14 protein-coding genes and 1 riboswitch are annotated in these 18,358 nt (G+C 71.3%); of the genes, 8 read left to right on the forward strand and 6 right to left on the reverse strand.

Features of this window, described 5'->3' with window-relative positions; genetic code table 11:
- Window positions 1-78: 78 nt before the first annotated feature.
- From infB to rimP, 4 genes are all read right to left on the reverse strand, one after another.
- Window positions 79-3,132: a translation initiation factor IF-2 gene (gene infB, locus AB0I28_RS35310; protein ID WP_357500092.1), complete on the reverse strand. Its 3,054-nt coding sequence runs from the start codon at window positions 3,130-3,132 to the stop codon at window positions 79-81.
- Between the two features lie 107 nt (window positions 3,133-3,239).
- Window positions 3,240-3,644, reverse strand: coding sequence for a YlxR family protein (locus AB0I28_RS35315; RefSeq protein WP_357500094.1), 405 nt, complete (start codon window positions 3,642-3,644; stop codon window positions 3,240-3,242).
- A 45-nt stretch (window positions 3,645-3,689) separates the two neighbouring features.
- On the reverse strand, window positions 3,690-4,694 hold the full coding sequence (gene nusA / locus AB0I28_RS35320) for a transcription termination factor NusA (RefSeq protein WP_357500096.1): 1,005 nt from the start codon (window positions 4,692-4,694) through the stop codon (window positions 3,690-3,692).
- A 4-nt stretch (window positions 4,695-4,698) separates the two neighbouring features.
- Window positions 4,699-5,190, reverse strand: a complete 492-nt coding sequence (gene rimP, locus AB0I28_RS35325) for a ribosome maturation factor RimP (protein WP_357500098.1) — start codon at window positions 5,188-5,190, stop codon at window positions 4,699-4,701.
- 134 nt (window positions 5,191-5,324) lie between these two features.
- Between rimP and AB0I28_RS35330 the strand changes: the two genes are divergently transcribed.
- Window positions 5,325-5,783 carry a hypothetical protein gene (locus tag AB0I28_RS35330; protein WP_357500100.1) on the forward strand — a complete coding sequence of 153 codons (459 nt, stop codon included), beginning with the start codon at window positions 5,325-5,327 and terminating at the stop codon, window positions 5,781-5,783.
- Complete coding sequence (locus AB0I28_RS35335) at window positions 5,780-6,220, forward strand: ferritin-like domain-containing protein (RefSeq protein ID WP_357500102.1); 441 nt, start codon at window positions 5,780-5,782, stop codon at window positions 6,218-6,220. The genes AB0I28_RS35330 and AB0I28_RS35335 overlap by 4 nt, the downstream gene beginning before the upstream one ends.
- Before the next feature lie 149 nt (window positions 6,221-6,369).
- Here AB0I28_RS35335 and AB0I28_RS35340 read toward each other — a convergent pair whose 3' ends face one another.
- On the reverse strand, window positions 6,370-7,953 hold the full coding sequence (locus tag AB0I28_RS35340) for an MFS transporter (protein WP_357500104.1): 1,584 nt from the start codon (window positions 7,951-7,953) through the stop codon (window positions 6,370-6,372).
- Between the two features lie 247 nt (window positions 7,954-8,200).
- Window positions 8,201-8,343, forward strand: a riboswitch (cobalamin riboswitch).
- 133 nt (window positions 8,344-8,476) lie between these two features.
- On the opposite strand from AB0I28_RS35340, the gene AB0I28_RS35345 reads away from it, so the two are divergent.
- The 3 genes from AB0I28_RS35345 to AB0I28_RS35355 all read left to right on the forward strand — a co-directional run bounded on the left by AB0I28_RS35345 (window position 8,477) and on the right by AB0I28_RS35355 (window position 12,498).
- On the forward strand, window positions 8,477-10,828 hold the full coding sequence (locus AB0I28_RS35345; RefSeq protein WP_357500106.1) for a ribonucleoside-diphosphate reductase subunit alpha: 2,352 nt from the start codon (window positions 8,477-8,479) through the stop codon (window positions 10,826-10,828).
- A 64-nt stretch (window positions 10,829-10,892) separates the two neighbouring features.
- On the forward strand, window positions 10,893-11,888 hold the full coding sequence (locus AB0I28_RS35350; protein ID WP_357500151.1) for a ribonucleotide-diphosphate reductase subunit beta: 996 nt from the start codon (window positions 10,893-10,895) through the stop codon (window positions 11,886-11,888).
- A gap of 169 nt (window positions 11,889-12,057) precedes the next feature.
- Window positions 12,058-12,498, forward strand: a complete 441-nt coding sequence (locus tag AB0I28_RS35355) for a hypothetical protein (RefSeq protein ID WP_357500108.1) — start codon at window positions 12,058-12,060, stop codon at window positions 12,496-12,498.
- Window positions 12,499-12,547: 49 nt separating this feature from the next.
- Here AB0I28_RS35355 and AB0I28_RS35360 read toward each other — a convergent pair whose 3' ends face one another.
- Entirely contained in the window at window positions 12,548-13,969 is a 1,422-nt protein-coding gene (locus AB0I28_RS35360) for an MFS transporter (RefSeq protein WP_357500110.1), read from the reverse strand.
- 203 nt (window positions 13,970-14,172) lie between these two features.
- Here AB0I28_RS35360 and AB0I28_RS35365 point away from each other — a divergent pair, with 203 nt between their 5' ends.
- The 3 genes from AB0I28_RS35365 to AB0I28_RS35375 all read left to right on the forward strand — a co-directional run bounded on the left by AB0I28_RS35365 (window position 14,173) and on the right by AB0I28_RS35375 (window position 18,310).
- Window positions 14,173-15,312, forward strand: a complete 1,140-nt coding sequence (locus tag AB0I28_RS35365) for a uroporphyrinogen-III synthase (protein WP_357500112.1) — start codon at window positions 14,173-14,175, stop codon at window positions 15,310-15,312.
- A 1,676-nt stretch (window positions 15,313-16,988) separates the two neighbouring features.
- On the forward strand, window positions 16,989-17,597 hold the full coding sequence (locus tag AB0I28_RS35370; RefSeq protein WP_357500114.1) for a PadR family transcriptional regulator: 609 nt from the start codon (window positions 16,989-16,991) through the stop codon (window positions 17,595-17,597).
- A complete protein-coding gene (locus AB0I28_RS35375; RefSeq protein ID WP_357500115.1) occupies window positions 17,594-18,310 on the forward strand; it encodes an ABC transporter ATP-binding protein in 717 nt (238 codons plus the stop codon). The genes AB0I28_RS35370 and AB0I28_RS35375 overlap by 4 nt, the downstream gene beginning before the upstream one ends.
- Window positions 18,311-18,358 lie beyond the last annotated feature (48 nt).

Below are 18,358 nucleotides of genomic sequence, written 5' to 3' on the forward strand. Positions count from 1 at the left end.
CCCGCAGGGCGGCGCACAACGAGACGCCGCCCGGGACCAGGTCCCGGGCGGCGCCGTCGTCTACGGATCAGGTTCGCGTTACACGCGCTCCTTCTCCCGCATCTCGAAGGTCTCGATGATGTCGCCGACCTCCACGTTGTTGTAGCCCTTCAAGGTCACACCGCACTCGAAGCCCTCGCGGACCTCCGTCGCGTCGTCCTTGAAGCGCCGCAGCGACGCGATGGTGAGGTTGTCGGCCACGACCGCACCGTCGCGCAGAAGACGCGCGCTGGTGTTCCGCTTGATGATGCCGTCGCGGACGATCGAACCGGCGATGTTGCCGAACTTCGACGAACGGAAGACCTCGCGGACCTCCGCCGAACCGAGCTCGACCTCTTCGTAGATCGGCTTGAGCAGACCCTTGAGCGCGGCCTCGATCTCCTCGATCGCGTGGTAGATGACCGTGTAGTACCGGATCTCCACGTGCTCGCGGTCGGCCATCTCGCGCGCCCGGTTGTCGGCCCGCACGTTGAAGCCGAGAATGATCGTCGAGTCGCCGGTACGGGCGAGGTTGACGTCGTTCTCCGTGATGGCGCCCACGCCGCGGTGAATGATCCGCAGGTGGACCTCGTCGGAGATCTCGATCTTCGTGAGGGCGTCTTCCAGAGCCTCGACGGAACCGGACACGTCACCCTTGATGATGATCGAGAGGGTGCTGCGCTCGCCCTCCTTGATCGTCTCCATGAAGTTCTCAAGGGTGGGTCGGCCACGGCTCGCCGCCTGCTGGGCCGCGCGGACGCGGGCCTGGCGCTGCTCGGCGATCTGGCGGGCCACACGGTCCTCGTCGACGACGAGGAACATGTCACCGGCGCCGGGCACCGAGGTCAGACCGAGCACCAGCACCGGACGCGAAGGACCGGCCTCGGCGACGGTGTTGCCGTGCTCGTCGAGCATGGCCCGGATACGGCCGTGCGCGTCGCCGGCGACGATCGAGTCGCCGACCTTGAGCGTGCCGCGCTGGACCAGCACCGTCGCGACGGGGCCGCGGCCCTTGTCGAGGTGCGCCTCGATCGCGACACCCTGCGCCTGACCGTCGACGGGGGCGCGCAGTTCGAGCGCCGCGTCGGTGGTCAGCAGGATGCCCTCGAGGAGCGTGTCGATGCCGATACCCGGCTTCGCCGCGACGTCGACGAACAGCGTGTCGCCGCCGTACTCCTCGGCGACCAGTCCGTACTCGGTGAGCTGCTGGCGCACCTTGGCCGGGTTGGCGTCGGGAAGGTCGGTCTTGTTGACCGCCACGACCACCGGGACACCGGCGGCCTGAGCGTGGTTGAGCGCCTCGATCGTCTGCGGCATGACACCGTCGTTCGCGGCGACGACCAGCACGACGATGTCGGTCACCTGCGCACCACGAGCACGCATGGCGGTGAACGCCTCGTGACCCGGGGTGTCGATGAACGTCAGCGCGCGCTGCTCACCCTCGTGCTCCACCTGCACCTGGTAGGCGCCGATGTGCTGGGTGATGCCACCCGCCTCGCGGTCCACCACGTTGGCGCGGCGGATCGCGTCGAGGAGCTTCGTCTTACCGTGGTCGACGTGACCCATGACGGTCACGACCGGCGGCCGCTGCGGCTCCTCGGAGTCGTCATCGTCGTCGCCGAGCTCGATACCGAAGCGGGCCAGCAGATCGCGGTCCTCTTCCTCCGGGCTGACGATCTGGATGTCGAAGCCGAGGTGCTCGCCGAGAAGCTGAAGCGTCTCGTCGGTGCACGACTGCGTCGCGGTCACCATCTCGCCCAGGTTGAACATCTCCTGGACGAGCGTGCCCGGGTTGGCGTTGATCTTGTCGGCGAAGTCCGCGAGCGAGGCACCGCGAGCGAGCCGGACCGTCTGGCCCTGGCCCTTCGGGGCGCCCGAGCTCATGGTCGGGGCCGACAGGTTGTCGAATTCCTGTCTGCGCTGCTTCTTCGACTTGCGACCGCGCGACGGGCGACCGCCGGGACGCCCGAAGGCACCCGCCGTACCGCCACCGCGACCGCGGCCGCCGCCACCGGGACGACCGCCACCGCGGAAGCCACCACCGGCCGGGGCGCCACCGCCACCGCCGGCTCCGGCACCGCCGCCTGCGCCGCCACCGCGGAATCCACCGCCGCCGCCGCCACCGCCGGGACGGAATCCTCCGCCGCCGCCGGCACCGCCGCCGCGGTAGTTACCGCCGCCGCCCGCGCCTGCGCCGCCACCCGGGCCGCCACGACCCGGAGCACCGGTTCCGGCACCGCCGGGACCGCCACGACCACGGCCGCCACCAGGGCCACCGCGACCGCCACCGCTGGGGCCGGGACGCGATGAGGGCATCATCGACGGGCTCGGCCGCGGGGGCATGTTGGACGGGCTGGGACGCGGGCCGCCGGGACGCTCGCCACCGCCGCCACCGGGAGCGGCGGGCTTGGCGCCGGCCGGACCTGGACGCGGAGCGGGAGCCGACTGGCCGCCGACCCCGAAGGGGTTGCGGGGACCGGGACGGGGACCCGGGGCACGAGCCGGTGCGGGACCGCCGGACGTCGCCGGACGCGCGGGAGGCTTGTCGCCGCCCTCGTCCTTCTTACGCTTCGCGGCCTCGGTCGCGGCCTTGACCGCGGCCTCCTGCTCCTGCTTCAACTTGGCCGCGCGGGCTTCCGCCGCGGCGACCTCGATGTCGTGGGCGCTCGCCGGCTTGGCCGGCGGGGCCGGACGGGGACCGGGACGCGGTCCCGCCGGGCCGGGCTTGCGGGCCGGAGCCGGGGTGGGCGTCGCCGCCGCCTCGACCTTCTCGGCCACCTGCTCGGCGGCGGGTTTGGCGGTCTCGGTGCTCTCGCCTTCGGACTTGGTCGTCTTCGAGGGGGCCTTCGGCCCCGGACGAGGTCCTGGTTTGACGGCGCCACCGGGCGCCGCCTTGGTCGGTGCCGCCGCGGCCGGGGCGGAAGCCTCCGGCGCCGGAGCGGCCTGACTCTGATCGGATGCGTAAACCTCACGCAGCCGTCGCGCGACTGGAGCCTCTACCGTGCTCGACGCGGCTTTGACGAACTCACCAAGATCTTTGAGCTTGTTGAGGACATCCTTGCTGGACACGCCGAGCTCTTTGGCGAGCTCGTGTACGCGGGCCTTGCCTGCCACTGCACTCCTCATCTCGAGGTCGTGCGGGCGTCGGCCCGCGCGACCTCACTTGTGCACTTGAAGCCTGGTCATTTCAGCGACTTCATCGTGTGCTCATGTCGGTCTACCTAACCTTTGGTCGTTGAGGACGGCCGCGGTTCGCGTTCGTCTTCGGTGGCCGGAGTCGCCGCGTGGGCCTGCTCGATGTACTCCGCCAGTGCGGCGGTGTCCACGACACCGGTCAGACGAAGCGCGCGCCCGAAGGCGCGGCGGCGGTCGGCCAGTGCGAGGCAGGCTGGGTCGGGATGCACGTGCGCTCCCCGTCCCGGCAGTCTGCGAGCGGGGTCGACGACCAACCGGAGACCGGTGGTGTGTCCGACCGCGATTACCCGCAGCAACTCAGTGGACCGCACGCGTCGACGGCAACCCACACAAGTGCGGATGACCGGTGCGCGTCGGACCACAGGAAAGTCTACCGTTCCTAACGAGTAAGCGGGACTCGCCCCCGCACGGTGCACGGGCCTCAACCACATGGGCGATCCCGGTCTTCCCGATTCAGCGGGGGCGTGAGACGGGTCTCACACGGCGGCGGAGTCGTCACCCTGCCCGTCGGGCGGCACGTCAGGACGGATGTCGATGCGCCATCCGGTGAGGCGGGCGGCGAGGCGGGCGTTCTGCCCCTCGCGGCCGATGGCCAGGGAGAGCTGGAAGTCGGGAACGATCACGCGCGCGGTGCGGGTGGCCTCGTCGAGGATCTCCACGCGCAGCGCCTTGGCGGGCGAGAGCGCGTTGCCGACGAAGTCCGCCGGGTCGGCGGCCCAGTCGATGATGTCGATCTTCTCGCCGTCGAGTTCGCTCATGACCGAGCGGACGCGCTGGCCCATCGGCCCGATGCAGGCGCCCTTGGCGTTGAGGCCGTCGACGGTGGAGCGCACCGCGATCTTCGTGCGGTGGCCGGCCTCGCGCGCGACGGCCGCGATGTCGACCGAGCCGTCGGCGATCTCGGGGACCTCCATCGCGAACAGCCGCCGGACCAGGTTCGGGTGCGAGCGCGACAGGGTGATCTGCGGGCCGCGGAAACCGCGCGAGACGTGCACGACAACGCAGCGGATGCGCTTGCCGTGGTCGTAGGACTCGCCGGGGACCTGCTCGGTCGGGGGCAGCAGCGCCTCGATCTTGCCGAGGTCGACGACGACGATGCCCTTCTCGGCGCGCGCCTCGTGGGCCTGGATCACGCCGGTGACGAGGTCGCCGTCCTTGCCGGCGTACTCGCCGAAGTTCATCTCGTCGGTGGCCTCCCGCAGACGCTGGAGGATCACCTGCTTGGCCGTCATCGCGGCGATGCGCCCGAAGTCGTGGGGCGTGTCGTCCCACTCGCGGACGAGCGAGCCCTCGGAGAACTCCTGGGCGATGACGGTGGCGGTGCCGTTCTTGCGGTCGATCTCGACGCGCGCGTGGGACTGGGCACCCTCGGTGTGGCGGTATGCGGTCAGCAACGCGGTCTCGATCGCCCCGAGGATCGTCTCAAAGGAGATGTCCCGTTCCCGCTCCAGCGACCTGAGGGCGGCGAGGTCGATATGCACTGCGTTACTCCTTCTCGTCCTCGGCCGCGTCGGACCGGGAGAATTCCAGTTGAATCCGGCCGGCGCCGAGCTCACCGTACGTCACAGTGCTGGTCTCACCGGCGACTTCGAGGCTGACACCCCGGTCGTCGGCCTCTTTGACCCGGCCCGTGACGGTCTGGTCGCCGATGCGGACCGAGATGAGGCGGCCGACGTTGCGGCGCCAGTGCCTCGGCAGCGTCAGCGGCCGGTCGACCCCGGGCGAGCTGACCTCCAGGGTGTAGGCGCCGGTGGCGAACGGGCCGCCGGTCTCCTCGGCCTCGTCGAGCGCCTTCGACACCAGTCGCGACACTTCGGCGACGGCGTCGAGGTTGACGCCGCCCTGGCGGTCGACCAGCAGCCTGACCAGGCTGCGGCGGCCGGCCTTGGACACCTTGAGCTCTTCGAGGTCGTATCCGGCCTCGGCCACGACCGGCGCGATGATCGCCTCGAGCCGATCCGTCGTCGGATCCCCCATTGCCACACCTCCAGCCCGCTAAGAGCCCGCGCGCGGCGGGAACGTCTCATTTGTTGAAGCAGCCTAACTTGCCCCGGCTCGTCACCCACGTCACGGTGCCGCGCGATCGACGGGTCGTCTGGAAAACTGGGTGGGTGCCTGATTCCCCGCGACGCCGTGGCACGTCCCGGCGTGTCGTCCTTCTCGGCGGCCTCGCCGTCCTGTCGGCCGTTTCGACGGCCTGCGCGCCTGGTGAGGCGCATGTCGTCGAGCACGGTCTCGACGGCGCGCTGCTGACCGCGCGCACCCTCCTAGCCCGCTATGACGCGACTCTCGCCGCCGGCGGGGTGGACCGTGTCGAGCTACTGACCACGCTGCGCGCCGACCACGAGGCGCACGCCGCCGAGCTGGCGCTGCACATCGGACCCGGCGCCTCGCGAATCACCGGGGCGGCACCAGCTGAACCCGACACGATGAAGTCGCTGCGGAAGGCCGAGTCGGCGGCCCGCAAGGAAGCCGTCGAGCAGTGCGTGGCCAGCGACGAACCCCAGGCCGCCCGGCTGCTCGCCTCGATCGCGGCGTGCCGCGCCGCACACTGGGAGCTCCTCGGATGAACGAACCCACGCCCGCGCCCGCCGACGGCCTCGCGGCCGGTCTGGCCGCCGAGTACGCGCTGATCTACGCCTACGGAAGGGCCGGTGTGGAGCTCGGCGACAAGGCCGCCCTGGACATCGCCGCCGATGCGGAGAACACCCACCGCGACCTGCGCGACCGGCTGACGGAGTACATGGCGGGGCTCGGGCAGCTGCCCCCGCCGCCGGAGGCGGCCTACACCGTCGTCGATCCGCTGACGAACGAAGGCGAGGCCGTCGCGCTGTTGACCAAGCTGGAGGACGCGACCGCCGCGACCTGGCGGACGGTCGTATCGGCGACAGCGGGCGATGACCGCCGGCACGCCGTCGACGGGCTGTCGAACGCGGCGACGCGGGCGGCGGTGTGGCGACGGTGGCGGGGTGAGCAGAAGGCGGCGGCGACCTTCCCGGGGGCCTGAGGGGCGTGGGTCGGGCGGGGCGGAGGCCGTCCGGGCACACCGAAGGAGCGCGCGCTCGAACGAAACGCGCACTCCCCCAGCACACCCAAAGGGGCCCCAGAATTCACATTACGCGCAGCCTGTGACATATCCACGAGGCTCCATCTCGATCAGCCCGGCTGCCCGGACACCGTCTCCGCCTCTCCCTTCGCGCGCACCGCGGAGTCGGCGCCTGCCCCCGCGCCGGTCGGCGGCACATCCCGCAGCAACCGCACGATGGCCACGGCGACCACCGCCAGGATCACCGCGCTGATCCCCGCCACCAGGTGCAGTCCGCTCACGAACGCCTCCCGTGCCGGCGCCAGCAGCGCCTCCCCCAACCCGGCCGGCAGTTCCCCGGCCACCACCACGGCGTCGGCGAGGCTCTCGCTCGCCTGCTCCGCCGCCGCCTCGGTCACTCCGTCCGGCGGCGTGAACCGCGCGGTGTAGACCGCCGCCGCGATGCTGCCGAGCGCGGCGAGCCCGAACGCGAAACCGAACTGCCCGCCGGTCTCGTTCAGGGCGGCGGCCGAGCCCGCCTTCTCCGGCGGCGTGGCGGCCATGATCAGCTGGACGCCCAGCGTCACGAGCGGCCCGGAGCCCAGGAAGATCAGCGTGAACCCGGCCGCGAGCACGAGCGGCCCGGACGTGGTGTCGGTCCGCGTCAGCATGACCAGCCCGGTCACCGAGACCGCCAGACCGGCGCCGATCAGGTAGGCCGGCCGAAACCGCCTGGCGAGCAGCGGCGACACGATGAACGAGATGGCGTTGGCGATCACGGCCGGCATCATCCACATGCCCGCCTCGAACGGCGAGAGCCCTTCGACCAATTGCAGGTCCTGCGTGATGAACAGCATGAGCGCGCCCATCAGCAGCGTCGCCGACAGCGTGCCGCCCAGCGCGGTACTGAACGAACGGTTCGCGAACAGCCGCAGGTCGAGCAGCGGGTGCTCCAGGCGCCGCTGCCTGCGGGCGAACAGGACCGCGAACAGCACCCCGACGACCAGCGCGGCCATGGGGGGCAGGCTCCCGCCGTTGTGCGCCAGTTCCTTGAGCCCGTAGACGGCCGGCAGGACCGCCGCGAGGGACAGCGCGACGCTGACCAGGTCGAGTTTCCCGCCTCCGGGCGCGCGGAACTCGGGCAGCAGGATGGGGCCGAGCACGAGCAGCAGCGCCATCGCCGGCACGCCGAGCAGGAAGACCGAGCCCCACCAGAACCGGGTGAGCATCGCGCCGCCCACCAGCGGCCCGATCACCGCGCCGGCCGAGAAGCACAGGCCCCAGATCCCGATCGCCAGCCCCATCTGGCGGGCGTCGCGGAACAGGGTGCGGATCAGCGACATGGTCGACGGCGCGAGAACGGCGCCGGCCACGCCCAGCACGGCGCGGGCACCGATCAGCATCGCCGGACTGACCGAGTAGGCCGCCACGACGGAGGCGGCGCCGAAGGCCGCGGCCCCGATCAGCAGGAGCCGCCGCCGGCCGATCCGGTCGCCGAGCGTGCCCATGGTGATCAGGAATCCGGCGAGCATGAAACCGTAGACGTCGGTGATCCACAGCTGCTCGACGCCGTCGGCGCCGAGGTCGGCCGTCATGTGAGGCAGGGCGAGGAGCAGCACGTACACGTCGATGGAGACCAGCAGCGTCGGCAGGGCGAGCACCGCCAGCGCGATCCATTCGCGCCGGCCGGCCCTCGCCGGGATCGAGTCGTTCATGAGCGTCCTTTCCGAATGCGGGACGGGTGTCACCGATCTGTCGGGGCGGGTGATCACTTCTCGACATCCGGCGCGGAGAAATTCTCGGCGCGGGTGCGCCACCGTCCTCTGTGCACACCCCGTCCCCGGCCCCACCAGCCCTCCCGCGCGGCACCGAAGCGGGCCTCCTGGAACCCCTTGGCGCCCTACCTCACATGCGCCACGCCCGAACATCTTGGGGTCCACATTTCCCACTACCCCAACATGTAGTCTGTTCCACGCCAACGGTTCACGGGAAGCCACCTGCTTCCCGTGAGGCAACAGGGAACCCGGTGAGAGTCCGGGACTGTCCCGCAACGGTGAGCGGCCCCGCCGCGAGTCCGGAGACCTGCCGCTGGCGCGCGCGCCGACGGCGCGTGCCGCTCCCCGGTCTCGTGGACAGGACCGCAGCGAACGCGTGCGCCCGTCCCGGCGTGCGTCGTCCGCCTCGTCCGCGTCCACCGGAGAGCGATCGGATCGACGTACGCGAGGAGGCCGTCTCGTCATGGCAATCACCACCGTGAGCTTCACCGGGGACGCCGGAACCGCCGAAGCGGCACCGGCCCTCCACACCCGCATCTTCGTGGCGGCCGAGGGACTGCCCGACACCGAACCGGCGCGAGTCGTCCGCGCCGTCGAGACCGGCCGGGCGCCCGGTTCGACCGAGGCCGAGGACCTCGAACTCGCCGTCCGGGCCGCGGCGGCCCTGATCGGCACCGACCCGCAGTACTCGCGGCTGGCCGCGCGGCTGCTGGCGCACGTGATCCACGACGAGGTGGCCGGCGGCGGGCTGCGCTCCTTCGGCGATTCGGTCGCCGAGGGACACCGCCTGGGCCTGCACAACACCGAACTGGCGGCCTTCGCGGCGGCGAACACCGCCGCACTGAACTCCCTTGTGGACGACGCCGCCGACGACCGCTTCGGCTATTTTGGGCTCCGCACCGTCTACGACCGCTATCTCCTGCGCCATCCCACGACCCGCAAGGTCATCGAGACCCCGCAGTGGTTCCTGCTTCGTGTGGCCGCCGGCCTGTCCTCGACGGTGGAGGAGGCGGCCGAACTCTACGGATTGACCAGCCGTCTCGCCTACCTGCCGAGCTCGCCGACCTTGTTCAACTCCGGCACGGCCCACCCCCAGTTGTCGTCCTGCTTCCTCCTCGACTCCCCGCGTGACGAGCTGGAGGCCATCTACGGCCGCTACACCGACATCGCGCGCCTTTCGAAGTTCGCCGGCGGCATCGGCGTCTCCTGGACCCGCGTCCGCTCGCGCGGCTCGCTCATCAAGGGCACCAACGGCAACAGCAACGGCATCGTCCCGTGGCTGCGGACGCTCGACTCCTCCGTCGCCGCGGTCAACCAGGGCGGCCGCCGCAAGGGCGCGGCCTGTGTCTACCTGGAGCCGTGGCACGCCGACATCGACGAGTTCCTCGAACTCAAGGACAACACCGGTGACGAGGCGCAGCGCACGCACAACCTCAACCTGGCCGTGTGGGTCCCCGACGAGTTCATGCGCCGGGTCGAGGCCGACGCGCCCTGGTCGCTGTTCGACCCGAAAGACGTCCCGCTGCTCACCGACCTGTGGGGTGAGCGCTTCGACGCCGCCTACGCCGAGGCCGAGGCGGCCGGGCTGGCGAGGCGGACGGTCCCGGCGCGGACCCTGTACGCGCGGATGATGCGGACGCTGGCGCAGACCGGCAACGGCTGGATGACCTTCAAGGACGCCGCCAACCGCGCGAGCAACCAGACCGCGCGCGAGAACAACGTGATCCACCTGTCGAACCTGTGCACCGAGATCCTGGAGGTCACCGACAACGACACCACGGCAGTGTGCAACCTGGGTTCGATCAACCTGTCGGAGCACGTCGCGGCCGATGGCGTGGACTTCGCGGCGCTGGCGCGCACGGTCCGCACGGCGGTGAGGTTCCTCGACCGGACCATCGACCGCAGCTACTACCCGACCGACCCGGCGGGCGCGAGCAACCGGAAGTGGCGTCCGGTGGGCCTGGGCGTGATGGGGCTGGCCGACGTCTTCTTCAAGCTGCGGCTGCCCTTCGACTCGCCGTCGGCCAAGGAGCTGTCGACGCGGATCGCCGAGGAGATAGCGCTCACCGCCTACGAGACCTCGGCCGAGCTGGCCGAGCGCCTCGGCCGCCACCCGTCGTACCCGGACACCCGGGCCGCCGACGGCGTCCTGCACGTCGACCACTTCCCGCAGGCCGTGATCGCCCAGCCGGAGCGGTGGGATGCTCTGCGCGCCAAGGTCTCCCGCACCGGACTGCGCAACTCGCTGCTCATCGCGATCGCCCCGACGGCGACGATCGCGGCGATCGCGGGCAGCGCCGAGTGCATCGAGCCGGTGGTGTCCAACGTGTTCAAGCGCGAGACGCTGTCGGGCGAGTTCCTCCAGGTCAACCCGTACCTGATCGCCGAGCTCAAGCGGCTCGGGCGCTGGAACGACGCCACGCGCGGGGCGCTGCTGGGGTCGGAGGGCTCGGTACAGGACTTCGACTGGCTGCCCGCCGAGCTGAAATCGCTGTACCGCACGGCGTGGGAGCTGCCGCAGAAGGCACTGATCGACCTGGCCGCGGCGCGCACGCCGTTCATCGACCAGAGCCAGTCGCTCAACCTGTTCATGGCCGCCCCGACGATCGGGAAGCTGTCGTCGATGTACGCCTACGCGTGGCGCGAGGGCCTCAAGACCACGTACTACCTGCGTTCCCGTCCGGCGACGCGGATCCAGCAGACCACGGTGGCCGCCGAGCGTCCGGCGTCGATCGTGGAGCTGCCGCGGTTCACCGCCGACGAGGCCGTCGCCTGCTCCCTGGAGAACCCCGAGGTCTGCGAGGCGTGCCAGTGACATCCCACCACGACGACGTCAGAGAGGAACACCGGTGACCGTCCCCCACCAGCGAAACCAGCAGATGCTGCTCGACCCGGGCATGGACCTGACCCTGCGCCCGATGCGCTACCCGGACTTCTACGAGCAGTACCGGGCGGCGATCCGCAACACGTGGACGGTCGAGGAGGTGGACCTCGCCGCCGACGTCTCCGACCTCGCCAAGCTGACTCCGGGCGAGTACCACCTGGTCAAACGGCTCGTGGCCTTCTTCGCCACGGGCGACACGATCGTGGCCAACAACCTGGTCTTGAACCTGTACAAGCACGTCAACGCCCCCGAGGCGCGGCTGTACCTGTCGCGGCAGCTGTTCGAGGAGGCCGTGCACGTCCAGTTCTATCTGACGCTGCTGGACACCTACCTGCCCGACCACGAGGACCGGGTGCAGGCGTTCTCGGCGATCGAGCACATCCCGTCGATCAAGGAGAAGGGCGACTTCTGCTTCCGCTGGATCGACTCGATCGACAGTCTCGACCAGCTGAGCACGGCCGCCGACCGGCGCTCGTTCCTGCTCAACCTGATCTGCTTCGCGGCGTGCATCGAGGGCCTGTTCTTCTACGGCGCCTTCGCCTACGTGTACTGGCTGCGCTCGCGTGGGCTGCTCGACGGTCTGGCGACGGGCACGAACTGGGTCTTTCGCGACGAGTCGATGCACATGAACTTCGCGTTCAGCGTCATCGACACCGTGCGCCGCGAGGAGCCGGCCCTCTTCGACGAGGAGCTGACCGCGCAGGTCACGAGGATGCTGGAGGAGGCCGTGGACTGCGAGGCGAACTTCGCCGCCGACGTGTGCGGTGAGGGCCTTTCGGGGATGAACACCGCCGACATGCGCCACTACCTCGAGTACGTCGCCGACCAGCGGCTGGCGCGCCTGGGGATGCCGGCACGGTTCGGGTCGGCCAATCCCTTCGACTTCATGGCGCTGCAGGACGTGCAGGAGCTGACGAACTTCTTCGAGCGGCGCGTCTCGGCCTACCAGGTCGCCGTGTCGGGTCAGGTCAGCCTCGACGAGGACTTCTAGGAAACGCTCCGGCGGCCCGCGCGCGACCCGCGCGCGGGCCGCCGCGTCAATTCCGCGTCAAGACGGCTGTCGAGGTCCTGACAGTCCCATCGATGTCGGCGCAGGTCACAGCCTCGCGAAGCGTTTTCGGGACACTGTGGACGCCGTCGCGCGGGCATACCGTCGGCTTATGGAGACCCTCGGGAAGAAGACACAGAACCGCCGGACTGTGCTCGTCATGGCGGTCCTCACCCTGCTCGGCTACGTCGTCTACGTCGCGGCCTATCAGCCGACTCCCTTCGACAGGTTCCAGGCCGCCGACCCTCGCGGGGCGTCGGCCTGCCGCGGCCTTCAGCACTGGCTCGACGAGGGCGGAACGCCGGTGTGGGTGCCGCGGATGAACGCCATCGGCTACAACGCGTCTCTCGCCAGGACCCCTGCGATCAGCCGGACCTCCGGGCTCATCGAGGACGACGAGCGCTTCGCCGCCTTCCGCGACGGCGCGGTGCAAGACGAGTACCGCTTCTACGGCTACGGTCGCGGACGCGACTACGCCGACGACCTCGCCTCGCTCGACCTGGCCTGCGCGGCACAGGGCATCGACATGCCCGCCTATCACGCGCTCGTGTGACGCGAGAGGGCCGCGTACCGCATCGGCACGCGGCCCGCCCCGGCGAGCCCTAGTCGCGCGCCGCCGAGGGCCCGGCGACCCGGCCGGCGAGAACGAGGCCGACCACCGCGAAGAGCGCCGAGATCGCGTAGACGGCGATGAAGGCGGTCGGACCGGGGCGGGTGACCAGCGCGGCGAACAGGGCGCCGACGATGGCCAGCACGGCGGCCGAGGCCAGCGAGTCGGCGAGCTGGAGGCTCGCGGAGTTGGCTCCGGCCTCGCCGGGGGCCGAGGCTTCGAGGGTGAGCACCGACAGGGTCGGGTAGGCCATGCCCATGCCGAACCCGGCGGCCGACCAGCCGGCCATCGCCAGCGCGACCGGCACGGCGGGGATGAGCGCCAGGCTCACCACGACCACGCCGAGAAGGATCCCGGCCATGCCCAGGCGGACGATCGCCGCGCGGCTCAGCCGGATGTTCGGGCGGCTCTGGGTCCAGGAGCCGAAGGACCAGAAGAGCGCTCCGACGGTCAGCGCGAGACCTGCCATGGCGGGCGACAGTCCGCGCTCGCGGGAGAGCATGAGCGGGATGAACACGTCGGCGGCGGCGAAGGCCGCGCCGGCCAGGCCGCGCATCATGATCGTGGCGGGGAGCCCGCGCTGGAAGCTGAAGGAGCCGCGCGGGAGCAGGCGCGGCACGGCCGCGGCGAGCACGGCGAGGGCGGCGGCCATGACGGCGACGGCGAGCAGTCCGGTCTGCTGTCCGCCGTACTGGAAGAGCAGCGCGCCCCCGGCGGCGGCGACGGCCCAGGCGACCTTGGCCATGGCGGCCTTCGAGCGGCCGCCGGTGCGTTCGGCGGCGGGAGTGGTCATGCCGCGCAGGGCGGGCCGGACGAGAAGCGCGGCCGGGACGGCGAGCAGCGGCACGGCGAGGAAGACCCAGCGCCAGTGGAGTTGCTCGACGATGATCCCGGTGAGGGCGGGGCCGACGATGGACGGCACCACCCAGGCCGCGGCGAAGGCGGCGAAGATGCGCGGATGGAGCTCCTTGGGGAAGGCGCGGCCGACGACGACGTAGAGGGACACGCTGAGCATGCCGCCGCCGAGGCCCTGCACGACGCGCCCGCCGATGAGCGTCCACATCGTCGTGGCGGTCCCGGCGAGGATCAGGCCGACGACGAAGAGCGCGACGCCCGTCCACATGGGATGGGCGGGGCCGGAGCGGTCGTTCCACAGGCCGGAGACGACCATGCTGACGACGCCGGCGGCGAGCGTTCCCCCGAAGGCGAGGGCGTAGAGGCCGATGCCGTCGAGGGCCTTGGCGACGGTGGGCATGGCCGTGCTGACGGCGAGGGCCTCGAAGGCGATCAGCGCGGCGAGCGCGATGGAGCCGACGGAGAGGGCTCGGTGCTCGCGGGAGAAGAGGGAGCGGCGGGCGGGCCTGCTCGGGGCTGCGACGGGGGCTGGGGTGGGCGCGTCGGCGGTCACGGTCATGTCGGCAAGCCTCCATCTTCAAGCGCGCTTGAAGTCAACCGGATTCCCGGGGCAGTGGGGAAGGTCTCGCGCCGATCGGGGGCGGCCGCGCGTCGTGGGTCGGAGGCGTTGGAATTCGGGCCGGGATCGGCTGTGCGGCGTACTTAGCAAAGCCGAAACATCGCCGCCAAATCCCCGAAACCGGCGCCGAACAGGCTCAAGACATGACACTGCCGACCCGTGCCGACCAGACCCGTCCGCTGTGGACCGAGCCGGGCCCGCTCACGGGGTACACCGTCGCCGTGACCGCGCAACGTCGCGGCGGTGAGCTGGCGGCGCTGCTGGAGCGGCGCGGCGCCCGGGTGGTCGTGGCCCCGACGCTGCGGATCGTACCGCTGCCCGACGACCACGCCCTGCGGGCGGCGACGATCGAGTTGCTGCGCGATCCGCCGCAGGTGACGGTCGTGACGACCGGGATCGGGTTCCAGGGGTGGATGGAGGCCGCCGACGGCTGGGGGCTCGGCGCGCGGTTGCGCGATGTCCTGGGGCACGGCCGGATCCTGTCGCGGGGACCGCAGGCGCTGGGCGCGATCCGGGCCGCAGGGCTGAGCGAGGACTGGTGGGCGCCCAGCGGGGAGGGCCGCGACATCGTCGAGCGGCTGCGCGCCGAGGGCGTCGCCGGGCGCCGTGTGGCCGTCCAGCTTCACGGTGATCCCAGCGAGGACTATCTGGCGGCCGTGCGCGGCGAGGGCGCCGTCGCCATCCCCGTCCCCGTCTACCGCTGGACCGTTCCCACCGACCTGGCACCCGTGCAGCGCCTCGTCGACGCCATCTGCGCCCGCCGCGTCGACGCGGTCACCTTCACCAGCGCCCCCGCCGTGAACGCGCTGCTGCGCATAGCCGGCGACCAGGCCGACGACATGCTCTCCGCGCTCCGCGACGGCGGCGTGCTCGCCGCCGCCGTGGGCCCCGTGACCGCCGCCCCCTTGGAGCGACTGGAAGTGCCCGTGGCGAGACCCGACCGGTCACGACTCGGTTCCCTCGTAAGGACCGTCGCGGCCCTCCTGCCGAGAAGAGCCCGCCGAGTGCGCCTCGCCAGCGGCCACCGGCTGGAGCTGCGAGGCCACCTCGTCCTCGTCGACGGCACCCGCTTCCCCCTCCCACCCGCTCCCATGGCCATCCTCAGGGCCCTATGCGCGGCCAAAGGCCGCGTCCTCTCCCGCACCGACCTCCTCCTCCACCTCCCCCGCGGCGCCGACGGCCACGCCGTCGAGATGGCGGTAACCCGCCTCCGCGACGGGTTGGGGTTGCGCACGTGCGTGCGGACGGTGATCAAGCGGGGGTACCGCCTGGACTTGGGGTAGGGCGGAGGAGGGGAAAAGCGGGGTAGGGGCAGGGAGGCAGGGGGCGGGCAGGAAGGCGGGCGGAAGCGGGGGACGGGAGACGGGAGGGGCGTGGGAGGCGGGGATGGCGGGCGGGCGGGGGAAGGAGGTGGGGCTGACTTGGGCGGCTGGCCAGGGTGGAGCGGGCAAGGCGCAGGAGAGGGCAGGAGAGGGCGGGAGCGCGACGTGGGGATGCGGTTTCCGGCTGGGCCCGGTGAGGAAATAGAGGCAGGAGCAGGACAAGGAGCTGCCTCGCGAAGCAAGCGCCGCAGCTGCGGGCGGGTGCCGAGGCGAAACCTCCAGCCGCGCCAGGGACGAAGTCCCGCGGCGCCTCCAACGCGGGTGACGACGGCTGGAGGGTGACCCGCGGCGAATGCGATGGCCAACTGACGCCAATGGGTGTGGGGCCATCGTTTCCGCCTCGCGCTCGACAGGAACGACGAGCGGAAGCCGAAGCGGAGGCCGGAGCGGAAGCGAGAGCCGGAGCGGGACCGGGAGCGGGAGCCGGAGCGGATGCGGAAGCGAGAGCCGATGCGGAAGCGGAAGCGGAAGCCGGAGCGGGAGCCGGAGCGGAAGTGGAAGCGAGAGCCGATGCGGGAGCGGAAGCGAGTGACAGGCGACGCTCGGCGGCTGCCCGGTGGGCGGCAGGCCGGCGCGCGAACAATGGGAAGCCGGTGGCCGATTGCGGCGGGTGGAGGGGCCGCCGAGCGCGAGCGAGGAGCGGCACGGCCGCCAGGCGGCAGCCTGGCGCCACGGAGGAAGAGACGCGCGGCGTGTGACAGGTGGTCGCTCGGCGGCCGCGGGTGGCGGCCGCTTGGCGCGGGCGGGTAGCGAAGACGTGTGGCGGCAGACGGCAGCCTCGCAGCTCACGCAGGCGCTGCCCACCCCACCGCCGAACCAGGCCCACAACCGGGTCCAGGGACGGAGTCCCTGGCGGGGTCTGGGGCAGCGCCCCAGCAGGGTCCAGGGACGGAGTCCTTGGTGGGGGTCTGGGGGCGAAGCCTCCCAGCGGGGGTGCTGGGGGCGGAGCCACCCAGCCGGATCTAACGCAAGGAACCCGCCAGCGTCACGACTATGCAAAGGCACCGGCTCACGCCTCACGGAAGTGGGCAGTCGGTATTCCGTCGTGGGCACCAGGCAGCGAACCACGGCTAGCGAGTGACAGGTGGCGGCTCCAACCCCACGTCTCGCGGATCCTGTAGTAACTCACAGGCAACGGCAAGCGTGCGGTACACACCCCACAGCTAATCGTGACGGCTCGCAGGCAGCGGCTCGCAACTCGAAAAGTGGCGGGCAGCGGGCACCGGAGTGGCGGATGAGGGAACAGGTGCCGGCAGTGCGCGGTTCAGCTCACGGCTGTCGGTCAACGACCCGGCTCACCGCCCCGTTCACCCGCCAATGCCACTCGGGCCGGGTCGCGCCCCTCCACCACACCGGCAACACCACAAGCACCGCGAACGGCTCCCCGACCAACCGCACAGCCGGCGACAACGCGGCCAGGCACACCCCCGATCAACCCCACCCCGCCAACCACTCCCCGACACACCCCCGAAAAGGGGGAGCCCTCCCCATTGCCCTTGCGCATACCCGGTATACATACTGTCGTAGCGCACGAACATACGACGTATGTATCCACCCATCGCCGAGGAGGAACCGACGTGAGCATCAAGTACGGCCTACTGGCCCTGCTTGAACGAGGCCAGGCGTACGGCTACCAGCTGCGCGCCTCTTTCGAGGAGTCCACCGGGGCCACATGGCCCCTGAACATCGGGCAGGTCTACACGACCCTCGCCCGCCTCGAACGCGACGAACTCGTGCAAGCCCTCGGCGAGAACCCACAGGGGCAGCGCCCCTACGAGATCACCATGGCGGGACGCGCAGCCCTCGCCACCTGGTTCGCCACGCCGGTCTCCGGCACCGAACGCCCACGGGACGAGCTCGCGATCAAACTCGCGCTCGCCCTGTCCACCCCCGGTGTCGACATCCGAGCCGTCGTGCAGACCCAGCGCACCGCAAGCGTGCGCGCGCTACAGGAGTACACCCGGCTGAAGAGCCGGGCCACCGGCGGCGACGACATCTCGTGGCTGCTGATCATCGACGCGATGATCTTCCGGGTGGAGGCCGAGGTGCGGTGGCTCGACCACTGCGAGGCGTCCCTCCTGCGGCACCAGCGCGCCCAAAGAGAAGCCAGTGCGGCGACGGCCGCGGCGCCCGAGGAGGCGCCGGAGCCGATGCCGTCCACGACCGGGGAGACGACACCACGATGACCGTGCTCGAACTAAGAGACGTCCACCGCACCCACGGGGTCGGTGAGGCGACAGTGCACGCCCTGCGAGGCGTGAGCATCACCGTGAAACCCGGCGAACTCGTCGCCGTGATGGGCCCCTCGGGCTCCGGCAAGTCCACCCTGCTCAACGTGGCCGGTGGACTCGACAAGCCGACCGGCGGCGAGGTGCTCGTCGAGGGGACGGCACTGTCGCAGCTGAGCAGGCGCAGCCTCGCCGCGCTGCGCCGCCGCGCGATCGGATACGTGTTCCAGGACCTGAACCTGCTGCCCAGCCTCACCGCGGTGGAGAACGTCGCGCTTCCCCTGGAACTCGACGGCATGTCGGTGCGCAAGGCGCGCGCGGTCGCCGCGAAGGCCCTTGAGGACGTCGCCATCCCCGAGCTGGCGCTGCGCTTCCCCGACGAGATGTCGGGCGGGCAGCAGCAGCGCGTCGCGATCGCCCGCGCCGTGGTCGGCGACCGCCGCCTCGTCCTGGCCGACGAGCCGACGGGCGCGCTCGACTCGCAGACCGGCGAGTCCGTGCTGCGACTGCTCCGCGCCCGCTGCGACGCCGGTGCCGCCGGCGTCCTGGTGACGCACGACGCGCGGCACGCCGGCTGGGCCGACCGGGTCATCTTCCTGCGCGACGGCCTCGTCGTCGACGCCTCCGGCCCTCTTCCCGAGGCCGAGGGTCTGCTGGAGGCGGCCAAGTGAGCGAAGCCAACCGACAGGCGAAGCGGTCCGGCGCGGCACGGCGAGGTG

Origin of the sequence: Phytomonospora sp. NPDC050363, from assembly GCF_040655735.1 — a bacterium.
Lineage (GTDB): Bacteria > Actinomycetota > Actinomycetes > Mycobacteriales > Micromonosporaceae > Phytomonospora.